This window comes from Pseudomonas sp. P8_241 (assembly GCF_034008315.1).
Lineage (GTDB): Bacteria > Pseudomonadota > Gammaproteobacteria > Pseudomonadales > Pseudomonadaceae > Aquipseudomonas.
The window spans coordinates 1,615,764-1,627,783 of record NZ_CP125377.1 but is presented as its reverse complement, the minus strand read 5'-3'; the positions used below and the strand labels follow the sequence as shown (position 1 = coordinate 1,627,783).

11 protein-coding genes, 4 tRNA genes and 1 pseudogene are annotated in these 12,020 nt (G+C 57.8%); 5 read left to right on the top strand and 11 right to left on the bottom strand.

Annotated features, from left to right (window positions below; translation table 11 throughout):
• Positions 1-238: 238 nt before the first annotated feature.
• From QMK58_RS07310 to QMK58_RS07295, 4 genes are all read right to left on the bottom strand, one after another.
• A complete protein-coding gene (locus QMK58_RS07310; RefSeq protein WP_053161946.1) occupies positions 239-1,018 on the bottom strand; it encodes an ABC transporter permease in 780 nt (259 codons plus the stop codon).
• Complete coding sequence (locus QMK58_RS07305) at positions 1,015-1,947, bottom strand: ABC transporter ATP-binding protein (RefSeq protein ID WP_053161948.1); 933 nt, start codon at positions 1,945-1,947, stop codon at positions 1,015-1,017. Before QMK58_RS07305 ends, QMK58_RS07310 begins: the two co-directional genes overlap by 4 nt.
• Positions 1,948-2,080: 133 nt before the next feature.
• A complete protein-coding gene (locus QMK58_RS07300; RefSeq protein ID WP_053161949.1) occupies positions 2,081-2,704 on the bottom strand; it encodes a glutathione S-transferase family protein in 624 nt (207 codons plus the stop codon).
• A 43-nt stretch (positions 2,705-2,747) separates the two neighbouring features.
• On the bottom strand, positions 2,748-3,407 hold the full coding sequence (locus tag QMK58_RS07295) for a transglutaminase-like domain-containing protein (protein WP_053161951.1): 660 nt from the start codon (positions 3,405-3,407) through the stop codon (positions 2,748-2,750).
• Between the two features lie 241 nt (positions 3,408-3,648).
• Here QMK58_RS07295 and QMK58_RS07290 point away from each other — a divergent pair, with 241 nt between their 5' ends.
• The gene (locus QMK58_RS07290) at positions 3,649-6,096 is read left to right on the top strand and encodes an acyl-CoA dehydrogenase (RefSeq protein WP_320396084.1); all 2,448 of its coding nucleotides are present in this window, start codon (positions 3,649-3,651) and stop codon (positions 6,094-6,096) included.
• Positions 6,097-6,170: 74 nt separating this feature from the next.
• Positions 6,171-6,578: a PA2817 family protein gene (locus QMK58_RS07285; protein ID WP_053161955.1), complete on the top strand. Its 408-nt coding sequence runs from the start codon at positions 6,171-6,173 to the stop codon at positions 6,576-6,578.
• 151 nt (positions 6,579-6,729) lie between these two features.
• Here the strand turns inward: QMK58_RS07285 and QMK58_RS07280 are convergent, their stop codons facing one another.
• Entirely contained in the window at positions 6,730-7,728 is a 999-nt protein-coding gene (locus QMK58_RS07280; protein ID WP_053161957.1) for a LysR family transcriptional regulator, read from the bottom strand.
• 89 nt (positions 7,729-7,817) lie between these two features.
• On the opposite strand from QMK58_RS07280, the gene QMK58_RS07275 reads away from it, so the two are divergent.
• Both QMK58_RS07275 and QMK58_RS07270 read left to right on the top strand, forming a co-directional pair.
• Positions 7,818-8,444 carry a serine-tRNA(Ala) deacylase AlaX gene (locus QMK58_RS07275; protein ID WP_053161959.1) on the top strand — a complete coding sequence of 209 codons (627 nt, stop codon included), beginning with the start codon at positions 7,818-7,820 and terminating at the stop codon, positions 8,442-8,444.
• An 80-nt stretch (positions 8,445-8,524) separates the two neighbouring features.
• Entirely contained in the window at positions 8,525-9,163 is a 639-nt protein-coding gene (locus tag QMK58_RS07270; protein ID WP_053161961.1) for a LysE family translocator, read from the top strand.
• A gap of 119 nt (positions 9,164-9,282) precedes the next feature.
• Here QMK58_RS07270 and QMK58_RS07265 read toward each other — a convergent pair.
• The 4 genes from QMK58_RS07265 to QMK58_RS07250 all read right to left on the bottom strand — a co-directional run bounded on the left by QMK58_RS07265 (position 9,283) and on the right by QMK58_RS07250 (position 9,695).
• Positions 9,283-9,358 (bottom strand) — tRNA-Gly (locus tag QMK58_RS07265).
• A 3-nt stretch (positions 9,359-9,361) separates the two neighbouring features.
• Positions 9,362-9,437, bottom strand: a tRNA-Glu gene (locus QMK58_RS07260).
• A gap of 104 nt (positions 9,438-9,541) precedes the next feature.
• Positions 9,542-9,617: transfer RNA gene (locus tag QMK58_RS07255), tRNA-Gly, on the bottom strand.
• Positions 9,618-9,619: 2 nt separating this feature from the next.
• A tRNA-Glu gene (locus tag QMK58_RS07250) sits at positions 9,620-9,695 on the bottom strand.
• Positions 9,696-10,080: 385 nt separating this feature from the next.
• Between QMK58_RS07250 and QMK58_RS07245 the strand changes: the two genes are divergently transcribed.
• Positions 10,081-10,839 carry a hypothetical protein gene (locus QMK58_RS07245; RefSeq protein ID WP_320396083.1) on the top strand — a complete coding sequence of 253 codons (759 nt, stop codon included), beginning with the start codon at positions 10,081-10,083 and terminating at the stop codon, positions 10,837-10,839.
• Positions 10,840-10,903: 64 nt separating this feature from the next.
• On the opposite strand, the gene QMK58_RS28920 is transcribed toward QMK58_RS07245, so the two are convergent.
• Entirely contained in the window at positions 10,904-11,767 is an 864-nt protein-coding gene (locus QMK58_RS28920; RefSeq protein ID WP_413817424.1) for a methyl-accepting chemotaxis protein, read from the bottom strand.
• A pseudogene (locus tag QMK58_RS28915) lies at positions 11,762-11,989 on the bottom strand (HAMP domain-containing protein); the annotation flags it as partial. The gene QMK58_RS28920 and the pseudogene QMK58_RS28915, both read right to left, overlap by 6 nt.
• Positions 11,990-12,020: the final 31 nt, after the last annotated feature.

The window sequence follows — 12,020 nt, the reverse complement described above, 5'->3', positions numbered from 1 at the left end:
ACATTCGGTGCCTCGCTCCGGTCCTGCGCCGTGGGCCCGCCACCATCGGCCATCCATGGCCGGGGGCGGCTAACCGGCCGGCCTGGTTCTGATGCGTGCGTGATTCCCTGTTGGAGCTGTCGAGTGCAACGAGGCTGCGATCTTTTGATCTCTATTTTTAAAGGCAAGATCAAAAGATCGCAGCCTTCGGCAGCTCCTACGGCGTGATACGTCCGCGAATCAGGTTGGTTAGTCGTCGTTAGGTACGCATTCCGCGCCCGCTGACCAACAACCGCGCACACCCGAGGTACAGGACCACGGTCGCCACCAGCATGAACGTGATCGCAATGCTGATCCTGATGTCCGACACCCCAAGGATGCCGTAACGGAACGCATTGACCATGTGCAGCACCGGGTTGGCCAGGGAAACGGTCTGCCAGAATGGCGGCAGCAACGAGATCGAGTAGAACACACCACCCAGGTACGTCAGCGGTGTCAGCACGAAGGTCGGGATGATCGAGATATCATCGAAGTTGCGCGCAAACACGGCGTTGATAAAGCCCAGCAACGAGAAGATCGTCGCGGTCAGCACCACCACCAAAATGGTCAAGCCCAGGTGATGCACTTGCAAGTGGGTGAAGAACAGCGACAGCAAGGTCACGATGATCCCCACCATCAACCCGCGCAGCACGCCGCCCAGGGTGTAGCCGATGAGGATGGTGTGCGGTGACAGCGGCGATACCATCAACTCTTCGATGGAGCGCTGGAACTTGCTGCCAAAGAAACTCGACACCACGTTGCCGTAGGAGTTGGTGATCACCGACATCATGATCAGCCCCGGCACGATGTACTCCATGTAGGTGAAGCCACCCATGTCGCCAATTTGCCGACCGATGAGATTACCGAAAATCACGAAGTACAAAACCATGGTGATTGCCGGCGGCAGCAAGGTCTGCGGCCAGATCCGGGTAAAGCGCCGGACTTCACGGTAAACAATTGTGTTGAGGGCAATGAGGTTGGGGCGCAACTCGGAACTCATACCGCCACCTTCGACAGATTTTTCTCCACCAGGGACACGAACAACTCCTCGAGGCGATTGGTTTTGTTACGCAGGCTCAGCACTTCGATGTTCTGCTGCGCGAGTTGGGTGAACAGCGCAGTGATGCCCATGGCCTTGTCGACCTGGACTTCCAGGGTGTGGCTGTCGATCAGTCTGGCGGGGTAGCCGATCAACTGAGGCGCCACTTGCAAGGTGTTCTTCATGTCCAGCAGGAACGTTTCTACGTGCAGTTGGCTGAGCAACTGCTTCATGCTGGTGTTCTCGACGATGGTGCCGTGATCGATGATGCCGATGTTGCGGCACAGCTGTTCAGCCTCTTCCAGGTAGTGGGTGGTGAGGATGATCGTGATGCCTTTCTGGTTCAGCTCGGTGAGGAAACTCCACATCGAGCGACGCAATTCGATGTCCACCCCGGCAGTCGGTTCGTCGAGGATCAGCAGGCGCGGCTCGTGAACCAGTGCGCGGGCGATCATCAGTCGACGCTTCATGCCGCCGGACAGCGAGCGCGACGGCACATCACGCTTGTCCCACAGCCCCAATTGGGTCAGGTATTGCTCGGCGCGTTCCTTGGCGATTTTCGGCGGAATGCCGTAATAACCGGCCTGAGTCACGACGATGTCGAAGGTCTTTTCGAACTGGTTGAAATTGAATTCCTGCGGCACCACGCCAATGGAGCGCTTGAGCTGTGCAGGATTCTTGTCCAGGTCGTGACCGAAGATATTCACCGTGCCGCTGGTCTTGTTCACCAGGGTCGAGAGAATGCCGATGGTCGTGGATTTACCGGCACCGTTAGGGCCGAGCAAGGCGAAGAAGTCACCTTCGGCGACATCCAGATCGATACCACTCAATGCCTGGAAACCGTTGCCGTAGGTTTTGGTTAGCTGCCGGATGGACAGAGCGGAACTCATATCGGATTTACGCACCAAGAAGGGAGGAAAGGGATAAATATGGGCGGGCGGCGAGCAATGCAACCGCAGCGCATGAGCGCAATGGTGCTTGTCGCCGCCACACAAGTACAGTCAAGTGTGTCGATAGTGAGTATTAAGTCAACGCGGTCATAACGGCCTTGCGATACGCCGGACGCTGTTTCAACCGGGCGTACCAGGCCTCCAGATGAGGCTGCGGCGCACGCTCGATCGGCATCTCGAACCAGGCATAAATGAAACTGCCCAGGGGAATGTCGCCCATGCCGATCTCGTCACCGGACAGCCAGGGTTTGTCCGCCAGCGCCTGGTCGGCCATCGCCAGCAGGGTCTCGCACTCTTTGATCGCCGCCTTGATCGCGGGCCAGTCCTGTTGGTCGGCGGGGGTGCGCAGCACGCCCCAGAACACGGTGCGGAACGGGCCGGCCAGATTTGACGTAGTCCAGTCCATCCACTTGTCGGCGCTGGCGCGGGCCTGCAGGTCCGCCGGGTACCAGGCTGTGCCGCTGGCGTGGCGGGCCATCAGGTAGCGCACGATGGCATTGGATTCCCACAGGACAAAGCCGTCATCTTCAATGACCGGTACACGGCCGTTGGGGTTCATCACACGGTACTCAGGCGTATCGACGACACCAAAGGCGCCGCCCGCATCGATGGTTTCATAGGCCAGCCCCAATTCTTCGGCGGCCCACAGCGGCTTTCTGACATTCGACGAATTTTTCCGACCCCAGATCTTCAGCATGACCGCCTCTTTTTCCATAAGTGGGCAGGCAGCATACGCCGGATCACGCGCGACTCAAATCGCTCTGCATGTCACCCAGCAGCGGTGTCAGCTGATCGCCGAACAAGTGCGGATAACACTTTTCCAGGTGCTCGAAAAAGAACTGTTCCGGCACATCGGCAAACTGGCCATGATCGACCAGATATTCCATCAGCTTCTCGCCATCACGGTTGTACGGGTGGAAAACACTGTCGTTGATCCCGTCGAACTCCAGCGGCGCCACATTGAACAGCTCGCAGAGTTTCTGATTGAACGCGGGTGTGGCCTTGACCCAGCGATCATTCAAATAGAACTCGGTGTAGCCGTGCATGGCAAACATGTCGCTCTTGAGTAACTCAAGCAGGCGAGGCGTGGACAAATGATTGCGCACGTCCGCCAGACCGATCCGTGCAGGAATGCCGCAATGTCGCGCTGCACCTGCCAGCAAAGTGGCTTTGGGCACGCAGTAACTTTCGCCGGTCGCCAGCGCATAACTGCCGCGCAAGGTTTGCGGGTCGCGGCTGAAGGTGTAGGGGTTGTAGCGCACCGCCTCGCGCACGGCGTAATAGAGATTGATCGCCTGCTCAAGCGGGTCGCGGCGGGCACCACGGTGTTTTTCGGCGAACTCCACCACGCACGGGTGGTCACTATCGATGAAGCGGCCGGGACGCAGATACTCGTGCATGAGAACAATCTCCTGGGGAAGTCTCGAGTCTAACCAGAGGTTGAGCACAGAGATAACGACGTTTCGGCCAAACATGGGCGCTATGCCGCTCGCTCAAATTTCCTGCGCCCGCCACCACTCGGGGCGACGAAATTCATCCAGGGTTTCTCACGACTTCAGTCACATGCCGCGACCAACCGGTTTTTCGGATGCCGTCTAAGCTCTGAGGGTTGTTTTGCCCTGGGTTCACGGAGGATTAAATATGCTGCTGTTGTGGATACTGGTTCTGGTGGTCGGGATTGCCTATTTGGCTCACCGCCGCATTGCGCCTCTGCCTGCCCTGGGCATCGTGGCTGTCTATGTCGTGGCCATGGGGGCCTTCAGCCACGCACCGGGCTGGCTGCTGCTGATTTTCTGGGTATTGATCGCGGCAATTGCCGCCCCCTTGTTGCTGCCCGACCTGCGCCGTAAATTCTTCAGCGCACCGATGTTCGACTGGTTCCAGAAAACCCTGCCACCGATGTCGCAAACCGAACGCGACGCCATCGATGCCGGTACGGTGTGGTGGGATGGCGAGTTGTTCAGCGGCCGTCCGGACTGGAACAAACTGCTTTCCTACCCCAAAGTGCAATTGAACGAAGAAGAACAGGCCTTCATCGACGGCCCGACAGAAGAACTGTGCGCCATGGTCAGTGACTGGGAGCTGGGCCAGACCATGGATCTTCCTGCCGAGGCCTGGGCCTTTATCAAGGACAAAGGTTTCTTCGCCCTGATCATTCCCAAGGAGTTTGGTGGTAAGGGCTTCTCGGCCTATGCCCACTCGCAAGTCGCGATGAAACTGGCCAGCCACAGCGGCGACCTCGCCTCCACCGTGATGGTCCCCAACTCCCTCGGCCCGGCCGAACTGCTACTGCACTACGGCACCGATGAACAACGCAACCACTACCTGCCGCGCCTGGCACGGGGTGACGACATTCCCTGTTTCGCCCTCACTGGGCCCTTGGCCGGTTCCGATGCCGGTGGCATGCCCGACACCGGGGTAATCTGCAAAGGTGAGTGGGAAGGCCAGGAAACCCTGGGCCTGCGCCTGAACTGGGAAAAGCGCTACATCACCCTCGGACCGGTCGCCACCCTCCTCGGCCTGGCATTCAAGGCCTACGACCCGGATCATCTGTTGGGCGACAAGGAAGACCTGGGCATCAGCCTGGCGCTGATTCCAACCGATCTTCCCGGCGTCGATATCGGTCGCCGCCACCTGCCTTTGGGCGCTGCCTTCATGAACGGTCCGAATGCGGGCAAGGATGTGTTCGTACCGCTGGAGTTCCTCATCGGCGGTCAGGAAATGCTCGGCAAGGGCTGGATGATGCTGATGAATTGCCTGTCGGTCGGGCGCTCGATTTCCCTGCCGGCGGTGGGTTCCGGTATGGCCAAGTTCACCAGCCTGGTGACGGGCCAGTACGCGCAGATTCGCGAACAGTTCAACGTCCCGATTGCCGCGTTCGAAGGCATCCAGGAAGCCATGGCCCGTATCGGCGGCAACGCCTGGATGATGGACGCCGCCCGCATGCTGACTGCCAACGCCGTGGATCTGGGTGAGAAGCCGTCGGTCCTGTCGGCCATTCTCAAGTACCACCTCACCGAGCGGGCCCGCGATTGCATCAGCGATGCCATGGACGTGCACGGCGGCAAGGCGATCATTGAGGGGCCGAACAATTACCTCGCGCGCAAATGGTGCGGTGCGCCGATTTTCATCACCGTCGAGGGCGCGAACATTCTTTCGCGCAACCTGATGATCTTCGGTCAGGGCGCGATTCGCTGCCATCCCTTTGTGCTAAAGGAAATGGCCCTCGCCGGCCGCGAAGACAAGGATCAGGCACTCAAGGAGTTTGACGACCTGCTGCTCCAGCACATCGGTTTTGCCGTGAGTAACGCCGCCAGCACGTTGGTGCTGAACCTCGGTTTTGGACACTTGGAGCACACGCCCGGCGACAAACTCAGCCAGGGTTATTTCCGCGCCCTCAATCGTCAGGCCGCCGCTTTTGCCTTGCTCGCCGACCTCAGCATGATGTTGCTGGGCGGCGCACTGAAACGCCGCGAACGCCTCTCCGCACGACTCGGTGACATCCTGAGCAATCTTTACCTGGCATCCGCCGCGCTCAAGCGTTATCACGACCTCGACGCGCCGGAGTACATGACACCGCTGCTGACCTGGGCCATGGAAGAAAGTCTGGGGCAGGCCGAACGGGCCATGGATGAACTGCTGAACAACTTCCCGAATAGAGTTGTGGGCTGCCTGCTGCGAGTGATCGTGTTCCCGCTCGGTCGCCGGCACAAAGGACCGTCCGACAGCCTCGGTGCCGAAGTGGCTGCAATTATCGGCCGCGCCAAAGGCGACCCGGCCCTGGAGGAATTGCTCTTGGGCTGCTATCGCCCACAGTCGCCCGACGATGCGGTCGGGGCCCTGCAACATGCCTGCAACCTGTTGAGCACAGCGCAGCCCTTGCAGAAAAAACTGCATTTAGCGCTCAAAAGTGGTCAGCTCAAACCGGTTGCCGGGGAACATGTCATCGACGCCGCGCTGGAGGCTGGTGTGTTGCAACCGGTGGAAGCACAAACCCTGCGGGAGGCAGAAGCAGCACAGCGCAAAGTGATCGATGTCGACGATTTCGATAAAGAGGAACTGGCACTGGCCGACCGCAAGGTCCGCTGATCTACCCAGGCATGTAAAAACGGGCGCTGGAGCTTTATACTCCGGCGCCCGTTTTGCTCTTGAGGACTTATCTCGTGTCCAACATCGTTGCCGATCATCTCGTTTTACTCGACCACCTGCGCAGCATCCTGGTCGCCGTAGGTGAGGCCGAACAGGTTCCCGAAGAAAGCCATGCCTTGTTCCTGGAGCGCTTCGACGAACTGCTGGCGTCACTGCCGATCGATCCGATCGAAAGCCAATACCTGGGCCAGGACATCCTGACTCAAGTCATTTCCCGTTATCCGCAAATCGCCCACCTGATTCCACGGGATCTGCTGTGGTATTTCGCCGGCGACTGCCTGCACTACTTGGCCGATGAAGAAATCGACCTGTATCAGGCACTGGAAGAACGTCGCTTCGAAGCCGAGCAGAATGACGAGCCTTTCGACTGGAACCAGGAGAAACAACTGCTGGCGCTGTCGAACCAGGACAGCAAGCACTGATCCTGCATCCGTAATGAAAAAGGCCCGCATGGTTGAACATGCGGGCCTCTTCATTTCAGGCAGATCAAAAGATCGCAGCCTTCGGCAGCTCCTACAGGAAAAGCGCATTCCAATGTAGGAGCTTCCGAAGGCTGCGATCTTTGATCTTTATTCAGAACAACCCGTCGCTCTCCGGCAGTTCATACTCCGATACGGCTGTATTCAGACCGCTCGACTTGCCGGGCTTGGTCAGAGTCGGTTCCTGCTCCAGACACTCCACCAAATAATCAATCAACACCCTAAGCTTGGGCGGCAAATATCGGGTCGGTGAATGCAGCAACCAGGCACCGCCATGATAGGACGCCAAAAAGGTCCAGTCCGGCAGCACTTGCACCATCAACCCCTTCTCCAGAGCTCGGCGCGCAGTGAAGTACGGCAGACTGCCAATACCGATGTGTTGCAGAACCGCACCAAATCGCACGCCCGTGTGATTGGCGGCATATCGCCCACGCACACCGACGGTGACGGATTTGCTGCCCTTCTTGAATTTCCAGCGCGCATCGCTCGGGGTTTCACCCAGGTAAATGCAGCTGTGGTTGAGCAAGTCATGGGGGTGCGTCGGTGTACCGTGTTCGGCCAGATATTGCGGTGTCGCGCAGAGCAGGTGGTCGATAGTCAGCAACTGTCGCCCCACTAATCCCACGGGCGGGCGGTCGGTAATACGAATCGCCAGGTCGACGTGATCATCGATCAAATCCACCTGTCGATCCTCAAGCAACAGTTCCACATCCACTTTGGGATAACGGCGCAAAAACTCCGGCACATGCGGGTGGATCACAATTCGACCGACCGCTTTTGGCACACTGAGACGCACAAGGCCCTCGGGTTCGTCGGTAAATTGACCACTGACCTCCATCACGGAACGGGCGGCACTGACCATTTCCTGGCATCGCTTGAACACTTCTTCACCACCGTCGCTCAAACGTAACTTGCGCGTGGTTCTCTGCAGCAGACGAGTTGCCAGCGCTTTTTCCAGCCGCGAAATGCTGCGGCTGACCGCTGAAGGCGAAGAGCCCAATTGACGTGCCGCTTCGGAGAAGCTGCCGGTCTCGACGACCTTGACGAAAATTGCCATTTCACCCAGTAGTGGCAGCGGAAGATTTATGCTCACAGCGCAACAGTCCTTTGATGTTTGGCTGGATTATCACGCATTTGCAGGCTTTCTATAATAAAAACCAGAAATTCTATCGAGCCTGAAATATGACGCTGCGCCTTTTTTTCCATAGCGATGAGCTCAAGGCCAACGTGGAAGTCCTGGAATGCATCCCTCACGAGAACGAGTTTGCCGTGGTCTTGCGTGCCACCCTGTTTCACCCACAAGGCGGTGGACAGCCTTCTGATACAGGCTGGATTGGCGAAAGCCAGGTATTGCGAGTGGTTCAGGACCCCGAGCGGATCATCCATTTCGTCGACCTGCCGGTAAGACTCGGCATGACAGTCATACGGGTCGATGAACACAGTCGCTGGCTCAACACACGCATGCACTCCGCCGGTCATCTGATCGGTCACTTCGTCCAGGCTTTGGGCTGGATGCCCGTCAAGGCACATCACTGGCCAGGTGAAGGTCGCGTTCAGTTCATGCCCGGGAATTCCGCGCAGGATGTCGATGCCCTGGCTGTTCAGCAAGGCATCAAGCATTGGGTCAGCCACGATCTGCCGCGCCTGACCTCGCTGCGCGAAGGTGCTCGGGAAATCGGTTTCGGTGAGCTGCCCGCCTATGGCTGTGGCGGCACCCATGTCCGAAGCCTGAAGGACCTTGGCGTTGTCACGATCGATTCCCTTTCGAACAAGAAAGGCGCGTTGTCCGTCCACTATCACGTGGGCTGAGCAGAGAACCCAGCCGTCATTTCCCGCGAGCGTTTTTCTTTCTCGGTGATAGCGCGCACATCTGAATGTCTGGAGTTGAAATGCTTTCGAACTACCTGGGCGAATTTCTGGCATTGGCGACCGTCCACTTTCTAGCGGTGGTCGCTCCCGGGCCAGATTTCGCCGTGACAATCCGGCAGAGCGTACGCTTCGGTCGAGTGGTCGGGGTCTGTACGGCGCTGGGTATCGGCGCAGGTATTTCCGTGCACGTGCTTTACACATTGCTGGGCGTCGGCGCATTGATGCACACGATTCCCTGGCTACTGACGATGGCCAAAGTCGTGGGAGGTACCTACATCTTGTATCTCGGCGTGAGCTTGCTGCGCAGCAAACCTAAATCGTTACCGGAAGTTCAAAAGGCTGGCGATGAACCGCTAGCCGAGCAAACGCTCTTCAAGGCCTTCTCCACAGGTTTTCTGACCAACGCGACCAATCCAAAAGCCACACTGTTTTTCCTGGCGATTTTCACCACGATTATCAGCGCCACCACACCCCTGAAGATACAGGCGTTGTACGGCGTTTGGATGTGTTTGGTGAATGCCCTGTGGTTCGTCATCGTTGCGCTGTTCTTTTCCAGCAGCCAGGTGAGGTTGCTGTTCATGCGGCTGGGGCACTGGTTTGAACGGACCATGGGAGTGATTCTGATTTTATTCGCCGGAAGGCTGATTCTGTCGATGTAACAAGCGCCTGACATGAATAAGGCCCGCTCAGTCAGACTGGCGGGCCTTTTTTATCAACTATCGATACAAATCGCGCACAAACAAAAACGCCGCTCAATGAGCGGCGTTTTTGTTAAATATGGAGCGGGAAACGAGACTCGAACTCGCGACCCCGACCTTGGCAAGGTCGTGCTCTACCAACTGAGCTATTCCCGCAAATGGCGTCCCCTAGGGGACTCGAACCCCTGTTACCGCCGTGAAAGGGCGGTGTCCTAGGCCACTAGACGAAGGGGACACGCTGCCCGGAACACATGGTGTGTGTTTCGGTGCCCAGACCCGCATCCGAAGACTTGGTTCTGGTTTCACTCAGCCCTGCCCGAAAGCAACGCTGTTTAAAATTGGAGCGGGAAACGAGACTCGAACTCGCGACCCCGACCTTGGCAAGGTCGTGCTCTACCAACTGAGCTATTCCCGCATTGGCGTCCCCTAGGGGACTCGAACCCCTGTTACCGCCGTGAAAGGGCGGTGTCCTAGGCCACTAGACGAAGGGGACACACGTACAACATTCACTACCTGCTTCGTTTCGCTGTGTGCTTTACGCTGCAAGTGGCGCGCATTCTATGGATGGATTGAGAAGTCGTCAACCCCCAGATATAAATTTATTTAAATCAATGACTTCGCCCCGCTTTTGGGCGCCTCGGCGGAATTTGGGATGCCCAACGTTTGACGCCTATATTCTGGCATTCATCAAGACGCTATAGTCCCTCCAATGATGGCAACCTGCCTGTCAGGTGCCATTATTTATAGAACCGGGACTGCGGCCGATATAGGCACAAGCCTGTCCGATTCGCCCGTCGTGCGAGCCTATGCGCTTGAATACCCAGCCACTACACTCGCACGCAAACCCTATATAAGAGGTCTTAACGGTGACACCACTCATGATCACCCTGCTGGTTGTAGCCGGGATCGCACTGTTGATTGCCATTGGCTACATGAACCATGTAGTGGAAAACAATAAGCTGGAAAAGGCCCGTACCAAGCTTGAACTCAATGATCGCGTGCGTCGCTGCGGCGAAATCACCGAGACCTTTCCCGGTCAATTGATGACCCCGGCACTCAAGCTGCTGGTGACTCGCCTGGAACTGAACGTCTGCCAACGCTTGCTCAACCTGGAAAAGTCCAGCGCCAATCTCAAGGCACGGATTACCGAGCTGGAGGCCCTCGTTGGCCAGGGTGAATCCATTCCGGTCAATAATCCACCCGGACCCATCCATACCGAAGCCAAGGCCAAGGACGTGCGCTTTCTGCTCGAAGCATTGCACGGCCAGATTACTCGCGCGGCCCAGGACGGATTCTTGCCGCCCAGCGAAGCCAAACGCTGGATCCGCGAAGTCCGCCACATTCTGGTACTGCTGCACATAGAGTTCTTCAACAACCTCGGCCAGCACTCCCTGCAACAAAATCAGCCCGGCCAGGCACGGCTGGCGTTCGAGCGCGGCGTGCAGTATCTGCGCAAACAGCAGGATCCACGGGTCTACGCTGAACAACTGGAGTATCTGGAAAAGCTCCTGGCCCGAGCCAACGACCAGGTCATGGATCGCATCGCGCCGGTAGAGGGCGAGGTCAACCAGTTGACCGAAGGCCTCAAAGACGTTGAAGCCGATGCGGACTGGAAGAAGAAAGTGATTTACGACTGATCATCGAAATCGAGAAGCCACCGCAAAGGTGGCAACAAATTTGTAGGAGCGAGCTCGCTCCTGCTTAAAGCCTGAAATGCCCCACCATCCCCTTCAGTTCAACTCCCAGCTGCGCCAACTGAATGCTCGACGTTGCGTTCCCCTGCATCGCCATCGATGATTGATCCGCGCTTGCCCGAATGCTGGTGACACTGCGATTGATCTCCTCAGCCACTGAGCTCTGCTCCTCGGCAGCGGCGGCAATCTGCTGGTTCATCCGCTGAATCAACGACACCGCCGCCGCAATGCTCCCCAGCGCGCTCTCGGTCTGCAGCGCATCACTGACCGCCAGCTTCACCAGTTCACCACTGCCTTGAATCTGCCGCACTGATTCCTGCGCTGCCGAATGCAAGGCGCTGATCAGGTGTTCAATTTCCTCGGTTGATTGCCGGGTCCGCCTGGCCAGTGCGCGCACTTCGTCGGCCACCACCGCAAACCCTCGACCTTGCTCGCCAGCCCGGGCGGCCTCGATTGCCGCGTTCAACGCCAACAGGTTGGTTTGTTCGGCTACACTTTTGATCACACTCAACACTGCGCCGATATTCTGGATTTCTGCACTCAGGCTTTCGATGCTCGAACTGGCCGCAGTGGCAGAGTCCGCCAGCTGTTCGATCCGCACCATGCTCTGGCGCACCACTTGCTGACCGCTTTCAACCTTGTCATCCGCCGTTTGCGCGGCCTGGGCCGCCTCTTGCGCATTGCGCGCGACGTCGTGCACGGTGGCGGTCATTTGATTCATCGCCGTGGCAACCTGTTCGGTTTCTTCCTTTTGGCTGCTGACCTCCAGATTGGTCTGCTCTGTTACCGCCGACAGCGATTGCGCAGAGCTCGCCAATTGCCCGATACCCGACTGCAAACCACTGACAATATGGTTCAGTCCCGCGCCCATCTGCTGCATCGCCCGCATCAATTGACCGATCTCGTCACGACGGTTCACGTCGATCCTCGCACTCAAATCCCCTGCAGCAATCTGCTGGGCGACCTGGATCACACTGCGCAGCGGCGCCACGATCAACCGGGTAATCAGCCACGCTGCAATCAATCCGGCCAACAGTGCCAAAGCAGAAGAACCGAGGATCAGAAGCGTGTTCTTTTTCAGCTCGGCCTGCATCGAACGGTCTTGGGCCATATAGGACTGGTCC

Coding starts and splice junctions, on each gene's coding strand:
- QMK58_RS07310 (WP_053161946.1), bottom strand. CDS start 1,018: ATGAGTTCCGAGTTGCGCCCCAACCTCATTGCCCTCAACACAATTGTT.
- QMK58_RS07305 (WP_053161948.1), bottom strand. CDS start 1,947: ATGAGTTCCGCTCTGTCCATCCGGCAGCTAACCAAAACCTACGGCAAC.
- QMK58_RS07300 (WP_053161949.1), bottom strand. CDS start 2,704: ATGCTGAAGATCTGGGGTCGGAAAAATTCGTCGAATGTCAGAAAGCCG.
- QMK58_RS07295 (WP_053161951.1), bottom strand. CDS start 3,407: ATGCACGAGTATCTGCGTCCCGGCCGCTTCATCGATAGTGACCACCCG.
- QMK58_RS07290 (WP_320396084.1), top strand. CDS start 3,649: ATGCTGCTGTTGTGGATACTGGTTCTGGTGGTCGGGATTGCCTATTTG.
- QMK58_RS07275 (WP_053161959.1), top strand. CDS start 7,818: ATGACGCTGCGCCTTTTTTTCCATAGCGATGAGCTCAAGGCCAACGTG.
- QMK58_RS07270 (WP_053161961.1), top strand. CDS start 8,525: ATGCTTTCGAACTACCTGGGCGAATTTCTGGCATTGGCGACCGTCCAC.
- QMK58_RS07245 (WP_320396083.1), top strand. CDS start 10,081: ATGATCACCCTGCTGGTTGTAGCCGGGATCGCACTGTTGATTGCCATT.
- QMK58_RS28920 (WP_413817424.1), bottom strand. CDS start 11,767: ATGGGCGCGGGACTGAACCATATTGTCAGTGGTTTGCAGTCGGGTATC.